Source organism: Stutzerimonas degradans, assembly GCF_024448505.1.
GTDB lineage: Bacteria > Pseudomonadota > Gammaproteobacteria > Pseudomonadales > Pseudomonadaceae > Stutzerimonas > Stutzerimonas degradans.
Genome location: NZ_JAMOHV010000005.1, coordinates 110,098 through 128,480, shown reverse-complemented (window position 1 = coordinate 128,480; position 18,383 = coordinate 110,098). Strand labels below are relative to the sequence as shown.

Annotated in this window: 17 protein-coding genes and 3 tRNA genes; 7 read left to right on the top strand and 13 right to left on the bottom strand. The window is 61.4% G+C overall.

Going from position 1 to position 18,383, the window contains the following annotated elements:
* Nucleotides 1-254 precede the first annotated feature (254 nt).
* Both NAV27_RS09280 and NAV27_RS09275 read left to right on the top strand, forming a co-directional pair.
* The gene (locus NAV27_RS09280) at nucleotides 255-1,169 is read left to right on the top strand and encodes a GGDEF domain-containing protein (protein ID WP_102829259.1); all 915 of its coding nucleotides are present in this window, start codon (nucleotides 255-257) and stop codon (nucleotides 1,167-1,169) included.
* 10 nt (nucleotides 1,170-1,179) lie between these two features.
* Nucleotides 1,180-2,202: an AraC family transcriptional regulator gene (locus NAV27_RS09275; protein WP_102829260.1), complete on the top strand. Its 1,023-nt coding sequence runs from the start codon at nucleotides 1,180-1,182 to the stop codon at nucleotides 2,200-2,202.
* Between the two features lie 186 nt (nucleotides 2,203-2,388).
* On the opposite strand, the gene NAV27_RS09270 is transcribed toward NAV27_RS09275, so the two are convergent.
* The 3 genes from NAV27_RS09270 to NAV27_RS09260 all read right to left on the bottom strand — a co-directional run bounded on the left by NAV27_RS09270 (nucleotide 2,389) and on the right by NAV27_RS09260 (nucleotide 2,711).
* Nucleotides 2,389-2,473, bottom strand: a tRNA-Leu gene (locus NAV27_RS09270).
* A 52-nt stretch (nucleotides 2,474-2,525) separates the two neighbouring features.
* Nucleotides 2,526-2,601, bottom strand: a tRNA-His gene (locus NAV27_RS09265).
* Nucleotides 2,602-2,634: 33 nt separating this feature from the next.
* A tRNA-Arg gene (locus NAV27_RS09260) sits at nucleotides 2,635-2,711 on the bottom strand.
* Between the two features lie 275 nt (nucleotides 2,712-2,986).
* Here NAV27_RS09260 and folD point away from each other — a divergent pair.
* Nucleotides 2,987-3,841 carry a bifunctional methylenetetrahydrofolate dehydrogenase/methenyltetrahydrofolate cyclohydrolase FolD gene (gene folD / locus NAV27_RS09255; protein ID WP_102829261.1) on the top strand — a complete coding sequence of 285 codons (855 nt, stop codon included), beginning with the start codon at nucleotides 2,987-2,989 and terminating at the stop codon, nucleotides 3,839-3,841.
* Between the two features lie 58 nt (nucleotides 3,842-3,899).
* Here folD and cysS read toward each other — a convergent pair whose 3' ends face one another.
* Both cysS and NAV27_RS09245 read right to left on the bottom strand, forming a co-directional pair.
* Nucleotides 3,900-5,285 carry a cysteine--tRNA ligase gene (cysS, locus tag NAV27_RS09250; RefSeq protein ID WP_102829262.1) on the bottom strand — a complete coding sequence of 462 codons (1,386 nt, stop codon included), beginning with the start codon at nucleotides 5,283-5,285 and terminating at the stop codon, nucleotides 3,900-3,902.
* A complete protein-coding gene (locus tag NAV27_RS09245) occupies nucleotides 5,285-6,955 on the bottom strand; it encodes a glutamine--tRNA ligase/YqeY domain fusion protein (protein ID WP_102829263.1) in 1,671 nt (556 codons plus the stop codon). The genes cysS and NAV27_RS09245 overlap by 1 nt, the downstream gene beginning before the upstream one ends.
* Before the next feature lie 187 nt (nucleotides 6,956-7,142).
* On the opposite strand from NAV27_RS09245, the gene NAV27_RS09240 reads away from it, so the two are divergent.
* Nucleotides 7,143-7,637, top strand: a complete 495-nt coding sequence (locus tag NAV27_RS09240) for a peptidylprolyl isomerase (protein WP_102829264.1) — start codon at nucleotides 7,143-7,145, stop codon at nucleotides 7,635-7,637.
* A 6-nt stretch (nucleotides 7,638-7,643) separates the two neighbouring features.
* A complete protein-coding gene (gene lpxH, locus NAV27_RS09235) occupies nucleotides 7,644-8,366 on the top strand; it encodes a UDP-2,3-diacylglucosamine diphosphatase (protein ID WP_102829265.1) in 723 nt (240 codons plus the stop codon).
* A gap of 4 nt (nucleotides 8,367-8,370) precedes the next feature.
* On the opposite strand, the gene NAV27_RS09230 is transcribed toward lpxH, so the two are convergent.
* Nucleotides 8,371-9,018: a MiaE family protein gene (locus NAV27_RS09230; protein WP_102829266.1), complete on the bottom strand. Its 648-nt coding sequence runs from the start codon at nucleotides 9,016-9,018 to the stop codon at nucleotides 8,371-8,373.
* Nucleotides 9,019-9,186: 168 nt separating this feature from the next.
* Here NAV27_RS09230 and uspL point away from each other — a divergent pair, with 168 nt between their 5' ends.
* Nucleotides 9,187-10,047, top strand: a complete 861-nt coding sequence (gene uspL, locus NAV27_RS09225) for a universal stress protein UspL (RefSeq protein ID WP_102829267.1) — start codon at nucleotides 9,187-9,189, stop codon at nucleotides 10,045-10,047.
* Nucleotides 10,048-10,078: 31 nt separating this feature from the next.
* Here the strand turns inward: uspL and NAV27_RS09220 are convergent, their stop codons facing one another.
* Entirely contained in the window at nucleotides 10,079-10,555 is a 477-nt protein-coding gene (locus NAV27_RS09220) for a DUF1289 domain-containing protein (protein ID WP_102829353.1), read from the bottom strand.
* Nucleotides 10,556-10,957: 402 nt separating this feature from the next.
* Between NAV27_RS09220 and acnB the strand changes: the two genes are divergently transcribed.
* Nucleotides 10,958-13,567, top strand: coding sequence for a bifunctional aconitate hydratase 2/2-methylisocitrate dehydratase (gene acnB / locus NAV27_RS09215; protein ID WP_102829268.1), 2,610 nt, complete (start codon nucleotides 10,958-10,960; stop codon nucleotides 13,565-13,567).
* Nucleotides 13,568-13,803: 236 nt separating this feature from the next.
* Here acnB and NAV27_RS09210 read toward each other — a convergent pair whose 3' ends face one another.
* The 6 genes from NAV27_RS09210 to rraA form a co-directional block, all read right to left on the bottom strand.
* Entirely contained in the window at nucleotides 13,804-14,793 is a 990-nt protein-coding gene (locus NAV27_RS09210) for an OmpA family protein (RefSeq protein ID WP_102829269.1), read from the bottom strand.
* A 98-nt stretch (nucleotides 14,794-14,891) separates the two neighbouring features.
* Complete coding sequence (gene sigX, locus NAV27_RS09205) at nucleotides 14,892-15,482, bottom strand: RNA polymerase sigma factor SigX (RefSeq protein ID WP_008570187.1); 591 nt, start codon at nucleotides 15,480-15,482, stop codon at nucleotides 14,892-14,894.
* Nucleotides 15,483-15,564: 82 nt separating this feature from the next.
* A complete protein-coding gene (locus NAV27_RS09200) occupies nucleotides 15,565-16,389 on the bottom strand; it encodes a mechanosensitive ion channel family protein (protein WP_102829270.1) in 825 nt (274 codons plus the stop codon).
* Nucleotides 16,390-16,391: 2 nt separating this feature from the next.
* Nucleotides 16,392-16,634 (bottom strand): CrfX protein, encoded by a 243-nt coding sequence (locus tag NAV27_RS09195; protein WP_083862562.1) that lies wholly within the window; start codon nucleotides 16,632-16,634, stop codon nucleotides 16,392-16,394.
* A gap of 56 nt (nucleotides 16,635-16,690) precedes the next feature.
* Complete coding sequence (gene cmaX, locus NAV27_RS09190; RefSeq protein WP_102829271.1) at nucleotides 16,691-17,686, bottom strand: divalent cation transporter CmaX; 996 nt, start codon at nucleotides 17,684-17,686, stop codon at nucleotides 16,691-16,693.
* A 74-nt stretch (nucleotides 17,687-17,760) separates the two neighbouring features.
* Nucleotides 17,761-18,249, bottom strand: a complete 489-nt coding sequence (gene rraA, locus NAV27_RS09185; RefSeq protein WP_102829272.1) for a ribonuclease E activity regulator RraA — start codon at nucleotides 18,247-18,249, stop codon at nucleotides 17,761-17,763.
* Between the last annotated feature and the right edge of the window lie 134 nt (nucleotides 18,250-18,383).

Below are 18,383 nucleotides of genomic sequence, written 5' to 3'. Positions count from 1 at the left end.
GCAAGCGCGAATCAGCGGCGTAATAGGCTGTTTCTGCCCACTTTTGAGCCGAATTGACCTGTCTGGCCGACGATCAAGAGCGGCGTCGCGGGCTACCACGGCGTTGAGCGCGACTGCCAGCAAACCAAATGCCTTCGATTGCCCCCGCGACGTGCAATTGAGCTGAGCCGAATTGACCCCCGGGGTGCGTAACCCGACTGTCACAGCGATCTGCTTAGGTGCCGAGTTCAACCACTAGCGACGGGCCGGAGCCGATGAAATCGTTTCTCAGACTGCACACCTGGCCCCTGGTGTGTCTCGCCATCGCCGCCAATCTCGGCCTGCAGCTCTACCTCGCCACCGGTGAGCTGAAAGAATGGGCGCAAATCGACTGGATGGACGTCGCCGGCGAAGGCGGTTCGGCCGTGCTGGCGCTGGTCTGGCTGGTCATGCTGCTGCGCAGCCGACCGGCGGGCCGGGTGACCCGGCTGCTGACGCTCGGACTCGCCTGCATCTTCTTCGCCTGGTGGATGGATACGCTGGACGAGTTCGTCCAGATGCCGCAGCAGGTCGCCTGGGACAACTGGCTCGAAACGGCACCGATGCCCGTCGGTCTGCTGCTGCTCACGCTCGGCATCTACCACCTCAACCAGGAACAGCGCGCTATCAGCCAGCAGATGAGCAAACGCGAGAAGCTGTTTCGCGAACATCGCCTGTTCGACAAGGTGACGCCGCTGGGTGCCGCCGAATACTTGCGCCAGCAAATCCAGCATGCCCTGGCGGAGGCCCGCGAGAACGAGCAGCCGCTGTCGCTTGTCGCCGTGGACCTGGACGACTTCGACGCCATCAACCGGCGTTTTGGTCAGAACGAAGGCGATGCCGTGCTGCAGGCCATCGCGCAGCTGCTGATGCTCAATTTGCGCCGGCAGGATCTGCTGTGCCGCCTGGCGGGGGATCGCTTCGTCGCGGTGCTGCCCAACACCGGCGAAGCCCAGGCGCGGATGATCGCCGACGAGTTGCAGCAGGCAGTAGCCAGCCTGGCGCACCGGACCGGGCAACATGGCGAACGCCTTGTGCTGCGCGCCAGTACCGCAGCCGTGATGGCGCTGGACGATGATTCGGAGCAGTTGCTCAGGCGCCTCAACCTCGGTCTGGCCAAGGCCAAGCAGCAACTACCGCGCTGCGCGTGAGGACCGGACGATGGTGATCGGCTACGAATGCGATACCCGCTTCATCCCCGCGCATCATCAGCCGGCGCTGTTGATCGACCTGGCGCTGTCACGAGGGATCGACAGCCATCGGCTGCTGCGCGGCACAGGGCTGTTCTATGCCGATATCGCCGAGGGGCGCGCCAAGCTCAGCCCGGAGCAGTTCGTCACACTGATCGGCAACGCCCAGCGTCTGCTGGATGCTGACGACAGCAGCTTTCTGTTCGGCCAGCGGTTGCTACCCGGCCATTACGGCGAGGCCAGCCATACGCTGGAAAACGCCTGCACACTGCACCAGGCATTGGAGCGGCTGCAGTGCTTTCGCGCGCTGCTCAGCCCGCTGTTCACGCCCCGCTTGCTGCTCGACGACAAGCAGGCGTACCTCTACTGGCTCGACAGTTGCGGCACCGGACATTCACGGATCTTTCTGGCCGAAGCCTGCATGACTGCTGTTGTTGCCATGAGCCGCCGGCTCTCGGCCGAGCGCCTGCCCTGGCGTTTTCATTTCAGCTACGCCAAACCTCGCTACATCGAGCAGTACTGGGTCCATCTGGGCGAGGAGCTGACCTTCGACAGTCAGCTGACGATGATGAGCCTGCCACGCGAGTATCTGCATCGCCCCAGGCCGGATGCCTCGGCGACGGCCGGCCAGGTCGCCGAGCTGGCCAGCCAGACGCAGCTGGCGAGCCTGGGCTGGCAGTGCAGTTTTCTCGATCGGCTATACGAGTACCTGCAGGCCAACATCCGCACGCCGTTGAACCTCGAACGGGTCGCCCTGGCCTTCGGGATGAGTCCGGCAACGCTCAAGCGCAAGCTGCAGAAACACGACACGCACTTTCAGGAGCAGCTCGACCTGGCGCGCAAGCACGTGGCGCTGTATCTGTATCAGGTCAGAGGCTATGGCAACGACGAGGTCGCGGCTTACCTGCGCTTCACCGACACCACCAACTTTCGCCGTTCCTTCAAGCGCTGGACCGGCATGGTGCCGAGCGGTTTACGACGACTGTTCGGGTAGCACCGCAAAGCCGCGCAAACAGAAACGGCGGGGGCTAACTCGCCAACGCAACGTGCGCGGTTATGTTCGTCAAGCAATGGCAGGGCCGGGCCGCGGCCGGAAGCGGTATCCATCGGGCACAAAAAAGCCCCGATGACGGGGCTTTGAGCGTGTTTCGGGAATCGTTGACTCCTCGAAACCATGTAGTGGTGCGGACGGAGAGACTCGAACTCTCACACCTTGCGGCGCCAGAACCTAAATCTGGTGTGTCTACCAATTTCACCACGTCCGCCAAGCGGGCTTGAAACGAAAACGCCAGGCAATGCCTGGCGTCTTCTGGAATATGGGGTGGACGAAGGGGATCGAACCCTCGACACCAGGAGCCACAATCCTGTGCTCTACCAACTGAGCTACGCCCACCATATTGCATTTGCTTGTGCCAGAAGCCCGACATGGCGCACCCGGCAGGACTCGAACCTGCGACCATCCGCTTAGAAGGCGGATGCTCTATCCAGCTGAGCTACGGGCGCTTTTATCTGCATTCTGTTCGGAGCGCAGACTTGAAGCTCCGGCTGTAGAAGAAGTGGTTTTCTTCGCAAGCCATCTTACCCAGCAGCAGGCTGTGCTCGACAAGCGGGGCGAATGTTATAGAGGCTCCCGATAGTCGTCAACAGCAAAGCTGAAAAAAATTTCAGCTAGATAAAGGGGTTACACGTGGCTGCGGCCCCTCCGCCTTTGCCACATCGTCTCGGCGTGAGAGAATGCGCGCCCTTTCCAAGTTCTTTCCGGTGGTTAACCAAGCGTCATGACCGCACAACTGATCGACGGTAAAACGATTGCAGCCAACATTCGCCAACAGATCTCCGGTCGTGTTGCCGAACGTCGTGCGCAGGGACTTCGCGCGCCAGGTCTGGCAGTGATTCTGGTGGGCAACGATCCCGCCTCCCAGGTGTACGTGGCGCACAAGCGCAAGGATTGCGAGGAAGTGGGCTTCAACTCCATCGCCCACGACCTTCCGGCCGATACTCGCCAGGAGGATCTGCTGGCGCTTATCGACCAGCTCAATGACGACGCTTCCATCGACGGCATACTCGTCCAGCTGCCTCTGCCCAAGCACCTGGATGCCTCGCAACTGCTCGAGCGGATCCGCCCGGACAAGGATGTGGATGGCTTCCATCCCTATAACGTCGGCCGTCTCGCGCAGCGCATGCCACTGCTACGTCCGTGCACACCGAAAGGCATCATGACCCTGCTGGAAAGCACCGGCATCGACCTGCACGGCCTGGATGCCGTGGTCGTAGGCGCCTCGAACATCGTCGGCCGCCCGATGGCGCTGGAATTGCTGCTGGCCGGCTGCACCACCACGGTGACGCACCGCTTCACCCACAACCTCGCCGAGCACGTCAGACGCGCGGACCTGGTGGTCGTCGCCACCGGCATTACCGACCTGGTCAAAGGCGATTGGATCAAGCCAGGCGCGATCGTCATCGATGTCGGCATCAACCGCCAGGCTGATGGCCGCCTTCTCGGTGACGTGGAATTCGAGCCCGCCAGCGAACGTGCCGCCTGGATCACTCCGGTGCCGGGCGGAGTCGGCCCGATGACGCGCGCTTGCCTGCTGGAAAACACCCTGCACGCCGCCGAGCACCTGCATCGCTAGGTCACGATCCACCAATAAAAACGGCGCCCTATGGCGCCGTTTTTTTATGGCTTCGAAATCACTCAGCCAAACGCCAGGTCGTTCCGCCCTTGCCGTCCTCCAGCACCACGCCCATGGCGGTGAGCTGGTCGCGAATGCGGTCGGATTCGGCCCAGTTCTTCTCGGCGCGCGCGGCCAGGCGCGCCGCGATCAGCGCCTCGACCTCGGCGGCATCGACCTTACCAGCGGCACCGGCCTGCAGGAAGGCGTCGGGGTCGAGTTGCAGCACACCGAGCACACCGGCCAGTTCCTTGAGGCGCGCGGCCAGCGCGGCAGCGGCGTTCAGGTCGCTGTCGCGCAGGCGGTTGACCTCGCGGATCATCTCGAACAACACCGCGCAGGCTTCCGGCGAGTTGAAGTCGTCGTCCATCGCCGCGCCGAAGCGCGCGACGAACGCCTCGCCACCGGCAGGCGCCGCCTCCGGCAGGCCCTTGAGGCCGTTGTAGAAGCGCTCCAGGGCGCCCTTGGCCTCGCGCAGGCTGTCCTCGGAGTAGTTGATCGGGCTGCGGTAGTGGCTGGACACCAGCAGGTAGCGCACCACCTCGGGGTGGTACTTCTCCAGCACCTCGCGGATGGTGAAGAAGTTGCCGAGGCTCTTGGACATCTTCTCGCCGTCGACCCGCACCGCGCCGGCGTGCATCCAGGCATTGGCGTACAGCTTGCCGGTGGCCGCCTCGCTCTGCGCGATCTCATTCTCGTGGTGCGGGAACACCAGATCCGGGCCGCCGCCGTGGATGTCGAAGGTCTCGCCCAGGCAGCAGGTGGACATCACCGAGCACTCGATGTGCCAGCCCGGGCGGCCGGGGCCCCAGGGCGATTCCCAGCTCGGTTCGCCAGGCTTGGCGCCCTTCCACAGCACGAAGTCGAGCGGGTCTTCCTTGGCCTCGTCGACCTCGATGCGTGCGCCGATCTTCAGGTCCTCGATCTTGCGCCGCGACAGCTTGCCGTAGCCCGCGAACTTGCCGACGCGGTAGTAGACGTCGCCGTTGCCCGGGGCGTAGGCGAAGCCCTTGTCGATCAGGGTCTGGATCATCGCGTGCATGCCGGCGATGTGGTCGGTGGCGCGCGGCTCGATGTCCGGGCGCAGCACATTAAGGCGCGCCTCGTCCTCGTGCATCGCGGCGATCATGCGCGCGACCAGGTCCTGGAACGACTCGCCGTTCTCGTTGGCACGCTTGATGATCTTGTCGTCGATGTCGGTGATGTTGCGCACGTAGGTCAGCTCATAGCCGCGATGGCGCAGCCAGCGGGCGACCACGTCGAACGCCACCATCACCCGCGCATGGCCGATGTGGCAGAAGTCGTAGACGGTCATGCCGCACACGTACATGCGCACCTTGTTGCCTTCCAGCGGCTTGAACGCGTCCTTGCTCTTGGACAGCGTGCTGTAGATGGAAAGCGTCATCACTGCCCCCAGGAGTCGCGCAGGGTCACGGTACGGTTGAACACCGGGGCGCCCGGCTTGGAGTCCTTCAGGTCGGCGCAGAAGTAGCCTTCGCGCTCGAACTGGAAGCGCTCTTCCGGCGCGGCATTGGCCAGCGACGGTTCGGCGCGGCAACCCTTGAGCACCACCAGCGATTCCGGGTTGATGTTGTCGAGGAAGCTGCCGCCTTCCTCGTCGGTCTTTTCCGGGTTAGCGGCCTTGAACAGACGGTCGTACAGGCGCACCTCGCACTCGACGCTTTCGGCGGCCGGCACCCAGTGGATCACGCCCTTGACCTTGCGGCCTTCCGGGTTCTTGCCGAGGGTGTTCTCGTCGTAGGAGCAGCGCAGCTCGACGATATTGCCCTTCTCGTCCTTCACTGCCTCGTCGGCGCGGATCACGTAGCTGCCGCGCAGGCGCACTTCGCCGCCGGGGATCAAGCGCTTGTAGCCGGCCGGCGGGACTTCCTCGAAGTCGCTGGCGTCGATGTAGATCTCGCGGGAGAACGGCAGCACGCGCACGCCCATGTCCTGCTTGGGATGCCGCGGCAGCTCGAGGTTCTCGACCTGGCCTTCCGGGTAATTGGTGATGACGACTTTCAGCGGCTTGAGCACGCACATGGCGCGCGCGGCGTTGGCGTCCAGGTCCTCGCGGATGGCGAACTCCAGCATGCTCATGTCCACCACGCCACCGGCGCGGTTGACGCCGATCATGTCGCAGAAGCTGCGGATCGACGCCGGGGTATAGCCACGACGGCGGAAGCCGGACAGCGTGGACATGCGCGGATCGTCCCAACCATTCACGTGGCCTTCATCGACCAGCTGCTTGAGCTTGCGCTTGCTGGTGATGGTGTAGTTCAGGTTGAGGCGGGCGAATTCGTACTGACGCGGCTTGGCCGGCACCGGCAGGTTGTCAAGGAACCATTCGTACAGCGGGCGGTGATCCTCGAACTCCAGGGTGCAGATCGAATGGGTGATGCCTTCGATGGCGTCCGACTGGCCGTGGGTGAAGTCGTAGCTCGGGTAGATGCACCACTTGTCACCGGTCTGGTGGTGATGGGCGTGGCGGATGCGGTAGAGGATGGGGTCGCGCAGATTGATGTTCGGCGAGGCCATGTCGATCTTGGCGCGCAGCGAGCGGGCGCCGTCAGGGAACTCGCCGGCCTTCATGCGCGCGAACAGGTCGAGGTTTTCCTCGACACTGCGCTCGCGGAACGGGCTGTTCTTGCCCGGCTCGGTCAGGCTGCCGCGGTAGGCGCGCATTTCCTCGGCATTGAGGTCGCAGACGAAGGCCTTGCCGGCCTGGATCAGATAAATCGCCCACTCGTGCAGCTGGTCGAAATAGTCGGAGGCATAGTGCTCTTCACCGGCCCACTTGAAGCCCAGCCACTCGACGTCGGCCTTGATCGCATCGATGTATTCCTGGTCTTCCTTGGCCGGGTTGGTGTCGTCGAAGCGCAGGTTGCACTGACCACCGAACTCCTCGGCCAGGCCGAAGTTCAGGCAGATCGACTTGGCGTGGCCGATATGCAGGTAGCCGTTGGGCTCCGGCGGGAAGCGGGTGATGATCTTGGCGTGCTTGCCGGCTTCCAGGTCAGCCTGAACGATCGGGCGCAGGAAATTGGCGGCTTTTTCGACGATTGGCTTGCTCATGGTGTCCTTAGCGATCAGCGATGCGGCTCAGGGTAGGCCGACCAAAACAAAGCGCTTATGATAGCGAACCCGTCAACCCCCTGACAGAGCAAAGCGCCTCGCGTACGTCTGCCATGCGGGGCGGCGAACCATCCTCGATGTGGCCCGCCGCATCTTCTTTGCCCGCCATCGAAACGGAACTCTGCACATGATCAAACTGCATACCAACTACGGCGTCATCACCGTCAAGCTGTTCGAAGACAAAGCGCCGGAAACCACGGCCAATTTCAAGGAATACGTGAAGAGCGGCCATTACGACGGCACCATCTTCCATCGCGTGATCGGCAACTTCATGATCCAGGGCGGCGGTTTCGAGCCGGGCATGAAGCAGAAAGCCACCCGCGCGCCGATCAAGAACGAGGCCAACAACGGCCTGTCCAACAAGACCGGCACCCTGGCGATGGCCCGCACGATGGAGCCGCATTCGGCTTCTGCGCAGTTTTTCATCAACGTCAAGGACAACGACTTCCTCGATCACAGCACACCAACCGTTCAGGGCTGGGGTTACGCCGTGTTCGGCGAAGTGACCGAGGGCATGGATGTGGTCGAGAAGATCAAGGGCGTGGCTACTACCATGAAGTCCGGCCATCAGGACGTCCCGGTGGACGACGTGGTGATCGAGAAGGCAGAAATCGTCGAGTAACGTCGAGTGATCCTGCTGATCTCCGATCTGCATCTCGAAGAGGAACGCCCGGATATCACCCGGGCGTTTCTGCATTTTCTCCAGACGCGCGCGCCTCAGGCCGAAGCGCTGTACATCCTCGGCGATTTCTTCGAGGTGTGGATCGGCGACGATGCCATGACGCCGTTTCAGCGATCGATCGCGCAGGCCCTGCGCACGCTGAGCGAACGCGGCACCCGCATCTATCTGATGCACGGCAATCGCGATTTCATGCTCGGCAAACATTTTTGCCGGGCCGCCGGCTGCGAACTGCTGGCCGACCCCACGGTGGTGAGCCTACAAGGCGAGCGCACCCTGCTGATGCACGGCGACAGTCTGTGCACCCGAGATGAGGGTTACATGCGCTTGCGGCGCCTGCTGCGTAACCCGCTCACCCTGGTCATCCTGCGCAACCTGCCACTGGCCACGCGCCAGAAGCTGGCGCGCAAGTTGCGCAACGAAAGCCGTACGCAAACCCGCATGAAGGCCAGCGACATCATCGACGTGACACCCGAGGAAGTCGTGCGAGCCATGCGCGAACATCGGGCGCGCCGCCTGATTCATGGCCATACACATCGCCCCGCCATCCACGCGCTGGAGCTCGATGGCCAGCCAGCGCAACGCATCGTGCTGGGGGATTGGGATCGGCAAGGCTGGGCGCTACAGATCGACGAGCAGGGCTTCAACCAAGCCCCATTCGAACTGGCCTGACGCCTCAGGCCGCGAGCGGCACTCCGCTGTGAAAGCGGAATTCGCTGTCCGGGCTCTCGATCAATTCCCGCTCAACCAAGCGCACCCGTTCGATCGAGCGATCGACATCGGCGGCCTCCCCGTACTGGTAGGCGAAGCGCAGGTAATTCTGGAAGTGCCGCGCCTCCGACTTCAGCAGGCCAAAATAGAACCGGCCCAGCTCCTCATCCAGGTGCGGCACCATCGCCTCGAAGCGTTCGCATGAACGCGCCTCGATGAAAGCCCCGACCACCAGCGTATCCGTCAGCTTGTGCGGCTCATGAGTACGCACGACGGCGCGAAGCCCGGACGCGTAGCGACTGGCCGAGACGGGACGCAGAGCGATCTTGCGGCGCTTGAGAAGCCTCAGCACCTGCTCGTGATGCACCAGCTCTTCGCGCGCCAGACGGGACATGTAGTTGATCAGATCCAAGTGCTGGCCGTAACGGGCAATCAGGCTCAGCGCGGTGGAGGCGGCCTTGAATTCGCAGTTCTTGTGATCGAGCAGCATCACATCCTGCTGATCCAGGGCAGAAGCGACCCATGCGTCAGGCGTCCGACAGCCCAGGAATTCGTGTATTTCAGGCAGCACAGCCGCCCTCCTCGTCGTGATGTCTGATTGTTTCGGTGTCATAACCGATATTCACGCCCGAAACCGGCAGCCGTAATGCGTCCGGGCCGTTTGGCGGCGTGCATTATACGAATGCCCCGCGGCCCGGCCAGCTCCGCTTGATTTACATCAGCGCCAACGCCGCCGGCTTGTCTATAGTTGAGCAACCGCATCCAGGAAACGGAGCCGAACATGTTGGCCATTCGCTGCATTCTCGTGGTAATTGACCCTAACCATCCAGATTCGCTGGCACTCAAGCGCGCCCACCTGATCTCCAGCGTCAGTCAGTCACGTCTGCATCTGCTGGTCTGCGACAACAAGCACGATCACGGCGCTTATCTCGAATCGCTGCGCGAGCGACTGACAAGCGAAGGCCATCAAGTCAGCGTCCAGCAGGCGTGGCACGAGAATCTTCACCAGACCATCATCACCGTGCAGCAAGCCGAAGGCTGCGGCCTGGTGATCAAGCAGCATGTTCCGGACAGCCCGCTCAAACGCGCACTGCTTACCCCCGAAGACTGGAAGCTGCTGCGCTATTGCCCCTGCCCCGTGCTCATGGTGAAAACCGATACGCCCTGGAAAGGCCGCAACATCTTGGCTGCCGTCGACGTCGGCAATGCCGATCTCGAGCACCGTACGCTGCATGCGACCATCGTCAGTCACGGTTACGAGATAGCCGGCCTCGCCGACGGGCAACTGCACGTCATCAGCGCACACCCGTCAGCCATGCTGTCGGCCGCCGATCCGGCATTCCAACTGAAGGAAACCATCGAGGCGCGTTACCGTGAGGCCTGCAAGCGTTTCCAGGCCGACTACGACATCCCCGACACGCAGCTGCACATCGAAGAAGGCCCTGCCGATGCGCTGATTCCGCGTATCTGCCACCAGTTGCAGGCGGCAGTGACCGTCATCGGCACAGTGGCGCGAACCGGCTTTTCCGGCGCACTGATGGGCAACACCGCTGAAGTGGTGCTCGACACACTGGAAAGCGATGTCCTCGTACTCAAGCCCGATGAAATCATCGACCATCTGGAAGAGTTGGTCCGCCATTGACCTCCGTGCCGGCCGCCCGTAGCGGCCGGCGCTAGGCAAACCGATCGGCGCGTGGAGCGAGAAAGCGCGGAGCCATGTAACGCTCGTAATGCGCCTCGGAAAGCAGGAAGAACTCACGGTCGATGGCATCGCGCAACTGCGGCAATGACCACTGACGAAACTCGGGCAACACCACCACGCCATACGCCTCGATCTGCTGAATGACACGCGAGCCGCGCGCAATAAGCTGATACGCCCAACAGTAAGGAGATTGTTCGGCCACGAAACGAATCTGGCGTGACTCCAGTTGCCGGCGCAGCAGGTCCGCATCGAACACATCCACCTTCGCCGCCATCACCTGCGCCAGCAGGGTTTCCAGCCTCCGCCAGACCGCCCGTTTCTCTTCGTCCCGATAGGCATTCCAATTCACCACCTCTTGGTGAAAGCGCTTGCACCCACGACAGACGAGATCGCCGTAAACCGTAGAGCAAAGGCCCACGCAAGGAGTCTGGATACGTTGATTGGACATGGCGCCACCCAGCGACAAATCGGCCGCGCATCTTAGACTTTTGTCCAACCGTGGTCATCCGGGATGATCAACGTCAAGACTGCAAACCCGCTCGAAAGCCCACGCACCGCGCGCTCGAGAGCATCGCGGCCAGCATATGTCCGGACGCCAGAAGCCAAGCGGCGCGCGGCATTCGACTTAACTTTACAGGCCCGTTCCAGTAGTATTGGCCCGCCGTTTTCGGCGCCTACTCCACACGAAGCTGTTTTCAAAGCGTCACGAGCACAGTTGGTCCGGTCACACGCCGGGTGGGCAGACCCTCATTACTGCCAACCCGGCCACCTCAGCCGGCGTAAAACTTTGAAAACAGCTTCCGGACGCGCGTCCCGAAACTCCCAAGGGACCAATGATGAGGGTAAAACTGTGCTTGAAGCCTATCGCAAACACGTAGAAGAGCGTGCCGCCCAGGGCGTCGTGCCCCAGCCGCTGAACGCCGAACAGACCGCAGGCCTGATCGAGCTGCTGAAGAACCCACCGGCTGGCGAAGAAGAATTCCTGCTTGACCTGATCACCAACCGCGTTCCCGCGGGCGTCGACGAAGCCGCCTACGTCAAGGCCGGCTTCCTCTCCGCCATCGCCAAGGGTGAAGCCACTTCCCCGCTGATCGACAAGCAGCGCGCAGTTGAGCTGCTGGGCACCATGCAGGGCGGTTACAACATCGCCACCCTGGTCGAGCTGCTGGACAGCCCCGAACTGGCCAACGTCACCGCCGAACAGCTGAAGCACACCCTGCTGATGTTCGACGCCTTCCACGACGTCGCCGAGCGCGCCAAGAAGGGCAACGCCGCCGCTCAGGCCGTGCTGAAGTCCTGGGCCGAAGGCGAGTGGTTCCAGAACCGCCCGGCGCTGGCTGAAAAGATCACCCTGTCCGTGTTCAAGGTCACCGGCGAAACCAACACCGACGACCTGTCCCCGGCTCCTGATGCCTGGTCGCGCCCGGACATCCCGCTGCACGCCCTGGCCATGCTGAAGATGGCTCGCGACGGCATCAACCCGGACGCTCCCGGCTCGGTCGGCCCCATCAAGCAGATGGAAGCACTGAAGGCCAAGGGTTTCCCGGTTGCCTACGTCGGCGACGTAGTCGGTACCGGTTCTTCCCGCAAGTCCGCCACCAACTCCGTGCTGTGGTTCTTCGGTGACGACATCCCGTACGTGCCGAACAAGCGCGCCGGTGGTTTCTGCTTCGGCACCAAGATCGCCCCGATCTTCTACAACACTATGGAAGACGCCGGCGCCCTGCCGATCGAGTTCGACTGCACCAACCTGGCCATGGGCGACGTCATCGACGTGTACCCGTACAAGGGCGAAGTCCGTCGTCACGACAGCAACGAGCTGGTCACCACCTTCCAACTGAAGACCGACGTACTGCTGGACGAAGTTCGCGCCGGCGGCCGTATCCCGCTGATCATCGGCCGCGGCCTGACCGAGAAGGCCCGCGCCGAGCTGGGTCTGGCTCCGTCCACCCTGTTCAAGAAGCCGGAAGCGCCGGCTGACAGCGGCAAGGGCTTCACCCTCGCCCAGAAGATGGTCGGCCGCGCCTGCGGTCTGCCGGAAGGCCAGGGCGTGCGCCCGGGCACCTACTGCGAACCGAAGATGACCACCGTCGGTTCCCAGGACACCACCGGCCCGATGACCCGCGACGAGCTGAAGGACCTGGCTTGCCTGGGCTTCTCCGCCGACCTGGTGATGCAGTCCTTCTGCCACACCGCCGCCTATCCGAAGCCCATCGACGTCAACACCCACCACACCCTGCCCGACTTCATCATGAACCGCGGTGGCGTGTCCCTGCGTCCGGGTGACGGCATTATCCACAGCTGGCTGAACCGCATGCTTCTGCCCGACACCGTCGGCACCGGCGGCGACTCGCACACCCGCTTCCCGATCGGCATCTCCTTCCCGGCCGGTTCCGGCCTGGTGGCCTTCGCCGCCGCCACCGGCGTCATGCCGCTGGACATGCCGGAATCCGTGCTGGTGCGCTTCAAGGGCAAGATGCAGCCCGGTATCACCCTGCGTGACCTGGTGCATGCCATCCCCTACTACGCCATTCAGCAGGGCCTGCTGACTGTCGAGAAGAAGGGCAAGAAGAACATCTTCTCCGGCCGTATCCTGGAAATCGAAGGTCTGACCGGTCTGACCGTCGAACAAGCCTTCGAACTGTCCGACGCCTCCGCCGAACGTTCGGCTGCCGGTTGCACCATCAAGCTGCCGGAAGACTCGATCGCCGAGTACCTGAAGTCCAACATCACCCTGCTGCGCTGGATGATCAGCGAAGGCTACGGCGATGCCCGCACCCTGGAGCGTCGCGCCCAGGCGATGGAAGCCTGGCTGGCCAAGCCGGAACTGCTGGAAGCCGACAAGGACGCCGAATACGCAGCCGTTATCGAGATCGATCTGGCCGACGTCAAGGAGCCGATCCTGTGCGCCCCGAACGACCCGGACGACGCCCGTCTGCTGTCCAGCGTTCAAGGCCGCAAGATCGATGAAGTGTTCATTGGCTCCTGCATGACCAACATCGGTCACTTCCGCGCCGCCGGCAAGCTGCTGGACAAGGTCAAGGGTGGCATTCCGACCCGTCTGTGGCTGGCTCCGCCGACCAAGATGGACGCCCACCAGCTGACCGAAGAAGGCTACTACGGCATCTACGGCAAGGCCGGCGCGCGCATGGAAATGCCGGGTTGCTCGCTGTGCATGGGTAACCAGGCTCGCGTACAGACCGGTTCGACCGTGGTCTCCACCTCGACCCGTAACTTCCCGAACCGTCTGGGCGACGCCACCGACGTATTCCTGGCCTCCGCCGAACTGGCAGCGGTCGCTTCGATCATCGGCAAGCTGCCGACCGTCGAGGAATACATGGCCTACGCGAAGGACATCGACAGCATGGCTGCCGACGTCTACCGCTACCTGAGCTTCGACCAGATCGCCGAGTTCCGTGAGGCTGCGGAAAAAGCGAAGATCCAAGTTATCGAAGTCTGACGTCGTGAAATAAAAAAACCCCGCTTCGGCGGGGTTTTTTTATGCTCAGCGAACATGCAAGAACGAAAGACCCGGTATTAATTGCCAAAGAGCACCTCGCCAAACCTCTGCTGAGCTTACCGCTATAGAAATCAAGCACAAAAAAACCGATGCCAGAAGTCTGGCATCGGTTTTTTGGGCTAAGACCGACAGAGCAGAGAGGCTACCCTAGAGTCGGCTTCACCAGAATACTCAGATTACTTAACCTGAGCTTCCACTTCAGCTTCAACACGACGGTTGATCTGACGGCCTGCATCGGTAGCGTTGTCCGCAACCGGACGAGACTCACCATAACCCACCGAATTCACACGACCACCTTCAACGCCGTACTGGTTGACCAGAACATCGCGAACCGCTTCGGCGCGACGCTCGGACAGGCGCTGGTTGTACTGATCGGTACCAACGGAGTCGGTGTGACCTTCAACGGTGGTGCTGGTCTGCGGGTACTGCTGCATGAAGTCAGCCAGGTTCTTGATATCGCCATAGCTTTCTTCACGGACGCGCGACTTGTCGAAGTCGAACTTCACGTCCAGCTCAACACGCACCACTTCCGGAGCCGGTTCCGGCTCGGTGTCGACGAGCGGAGCCGGTGCCGGCTCCGGAGTCGGCTCGACAGCCGCAACCTGACGCGCACCGCCACCGAAGTTCAGACCGACGCCCACGCCAGCCATCCACTCGGAGTCGCCGCGGTCGATGTTGTGCATGCCGTCCACGCTCGCCTTGGCGAACAGGTTCTCGGTGAAGTAGTACTTCAGGCCGGCACCGATGTTGGCGTAGGTGCTGTGATCACGACCGCTGCGAGCGGCCTGGCCGATGCTCTGGTGAGCCACACCAGCGGATACGTACGGACGCAGACCAACGCCCGGCGCGCCGAAGTGGTAAGCCGCGTCCAGCGAGGTCAAGCTGCCCTTGATGTTTTTGTGACCGTCAGCATTGACCGGATTGTCGGAGGTTACGTCGTGGTATTCACCATACGACAGACCCAGCGAGACGTCGTCGGTCAGGAAATAGCTGGCGCCCGCGCCGTACAGTTCGCCCTCGTCTTCGAAGCCGCGCGAGCTATCGGAGAAATAGTGCTTACCGAATGCTTCGACCTCGACAGCCCCCTGGCCCTGGGCCAGCGCGCCGAACGAAGTAGCGGCTACCATCGAGCCAATCACAACGCCCAAGGTATTCTTAAGTTTCATCCGTAAATCCCCATCTGGTGGTTAGAGTCAGAACAATCTAAGGAGACCGGCTGTCTTGTGCCCAAGCTGTTCGCTACGGATAAGACAACCATTTCCCATTAAGTTTCGATTGGTTCGGAAAAATTTTCTCTTAGTTTATCCAATGCACGCTTGTAGCGCATCTTCGTTGCACTTAATCCCATATGCATTATGTCGGCGATTTCCTGAAATTCCAGTTCTGCGACAAATCGCAGCACCAATATTTCCCGATCAATAGGATTGACATGCACTAGCCATCGATCAAGCCCGCCCTTCTCCTCAACACGAGGCGCTTTCTCTTCGGAGGCTTCTTCGAGCGGGTCTAGGCTAAGCGCATCGAGCAGGCGGCGCTTGCGCCGCTCCTTGCGATACTGGGTAATGCATTCATTATAAGTAATGCTATATAGCCAGGTCTTGAACTTCGATTTTCCTTCAAAGTTCTTCAGGCCATACAAAACCTTGAGCATGACCTCCTGACAAACATCGTCGGCGTCCCGATCGTTGCCCAAATAACGCGCACAGACATTGAACAGGGTGCGCTGGTAGCGACGCATCAACTCCTCATATGCCCGAGTTATATGAAACAACTCGACGCGGGCATATTGCACCAACTCTTCATCGCTGAGTTGGCGAGGATCGTAGCGCGGGATGGTCGATTGGGTTTTAGTCAATACGCTTCGAGCCAGCAATCAGGTCGCGGCCGCCTGTCAGGGAAACCGAAAAAAGGCGCCGCATTCTACCAGAAAACAGCTGTCAGCGGCTGCCTACCCGCGTTTCCAGCAGAACCCGATTGGCTACGGAGACCAGCTCGCCATCACTGCACAATAGCAGCGTTTTGACAGTGCCGATTTCCTCGATCTGCCCCTCGATATCTTCGAGGGTGACATGCTGTCCCACCTCGTAAAGCTCGCGCACATAGATTCCAGCAAGGATCTGGCTGACAAGCTCACGACTGCCGAGACCGAATGCCAAAGCCACTGCCAGCCCTACCGAGATCAGCACGATGGCGATGACGTAGTTCAACAGTTCGGTTTTGATTTCCAGCTGCCCGATCGACACGGAAATGGCGATGATGATCACCAGCCCCTGCGCAATGCGAGCCAGGCCGTTGGCGTAGTCGATACCAACGCTCTCTGCCGCGCCCCGGACCACGCCACTGAACAGCTGAGCCAAAAGCACACCAGCGACGAGAATCAGCGCTGCGCCGAACACCTTGGGAACGTAGAGCGCCAGGACGTCCAGCGTGGCCGATACCCGCTCCAACCCGAGGGACTCGGCTGCCGAGACGAGGAAGATTAGTAGGACGAACCAATAGACCACCTTGCCGATCAGCACCGAGACTGGAACCCGAATTCCGGCACGCCCCAGCAACTTCGTCAGCCCGGTGCCAGCCATCAGCCGATCCAGCCCCAGCTTCGCAAGCACCTTCGACAGCAAGGTATCGAGCAGTTTGGCCACCACGAAGCCGAGCAGTACGACTACGAGCGCGCCAAACAGGCGCGGAATGAATGCCGCTACGGAAGCCCAGAGCGAGCTCATCGCGGACAGCAAACTCTGAGTCCAGGGATCGAATTCCATGATCAATCGGCCTTATCGAACGAACGGTTGGATGAATGACGACGGGAAACAGGTGCAACGTGGCCCGCTCCACTGTTGACTGCTATCAGCAAGCCCTGCAGCCAATGCCCCATGAGACCGAAAAGGTCCCCAACGCCAACCTGGCGGTTCGCGGTCTTGAGCACTCGGCCGAGGCGCTCAGCCTCATCCTGTGCCGATGGCTTGTTGAGCAGATCACGCAATGATTCTTCAAAGGGATCGCGCATGTATACCTCGCTGGAACATGTCCGCTAGACGGCCCGTGGTTGACTCCGAGTCACATTCAGATCCAACGCAGACGGCGAAAGATCCACCACTGAAACAATGCGATGAGGCCGATCAGAAGACAGGCGATGGCAAAACCGTACGGGCTTTGTGCACCCGGAATCCCACCGACGTTGACGCCCAAAAGGCCAGTCAGAAACGTCATCGGCAGGAAAAATCCGGTAATGATACCGAAAATGTACATGGTGCGGTTCATTCGCTCACTGAGCCGGCGCCGCTCGGACTCGAGTACGAGATCGATTCGCTCACGCACCAGATCCAACTCTTCGAGGTAGCGGATCAGTCGGTTGCTCAGTTCGTTCCAGTAATCAGCGTCGTCCTCTACGAACCAGCTCAGGCGATTGCGAGTGAGCTGGGCGTAGATTTCACGCTGGGGCAGCAGGAACCGTCTCAGACTTGCCGCCCGGCGGCGCAGCGAAAGCATACTGTCGTGCTCCGGGCCGTAGCGCTCGTCGAGCTCCAGACGCTCCTCTTCCTGATCAACGCATTCGGTCAGCCGCACCACGAGATCATCTACCCGATCAGTCATCGAATCAGCCAGATAGACCAGTACCTCCGACGCCGTCTTCGGACCCTTGCCTTCCATAAGCAGGCGAATGACTGCCTCGGTCGAACGCAAGGGTCGCAAACGCAACGAGATGACACGTCGCGCATCGGCAAACACGCGCAGCGAAATCATGTCTTCCGGGGCAGAATCGGGATTGAGGTTCACGCCTCGAAGGAAAAGAAGAAGCTCCTCGTTCGGCAGCGCCAGTACACGTGGCCGCGTGTTTTCTTCCAGCAGGACATCGCACGCGAAGTCGTTGAGACCGCTCTGACCGCGCAGCCAGGCCTGTGCCGCCGGATGGCTGCGATCCCAATGCAGCCACAGGCTTTGGGTGTCACTCAGCTGCAGATCGCGCAGGTCCGCGTAGGCGATGGCGCGCGCGCCACCCCGCCCATCCAGAACAAAAGCATGAACCAGCCCCCACTGCTGCGTATCACTCAGCTGCATGAACGTCCCCCTGATATGAAAAGCCCGGCATCGCCGGGCTTGGTATTACGGTGCTTCAACGCAAGCGCGATGGATCACTCCGGCATCTTCAGCGCCTCGGGCGAGACGATGATGCCGTTATTGTCCGCGTAGACATATTCGCCGGGGCGGAACGTGACACCGCAGAAGGTCACCGGCACGTTGAGATCGCCGATGCCACGCTTGTCGGTTTTCATCGGATGACTGGCTAGCGCCTGGACGCCGAGATCGGTCTGTGCGATCACATCGACATCGCGCACACAACCATAGACAACGATCCCTTCCCAGCCGTTGCGCGACGCCTTCTCGGCCAGCATGTCACCAAGCAGCGCGCGGCGCAGCGAGCCGCCGCCATCGACAACCAGCACCTTGCCACGGCCATCCGTATCGACCTGATCCTTGACCAGGGAGTTGTCCTCAAAGCACTTAACGGTGACGATCTGGCCACCGAAGGAATCGCGGCCGCCGAAATTGCTGAAAATCGGCTCGACCACCTGTACCAGCTCCGGGTAGGCGTCGCACAGATCAGGAGTGACGTATTGCATGGAAAGCTCCTTTGCTTGGGAATTCGTGGACATCGCCTAGCCGTTTCACCCTCTCCGCCAATCGGCTGGTATCGATGCGCGCCGCGTCATGTTAGCCGCAGGGCGCGATCAACGAAATGCCGAGTCGAAGGCAC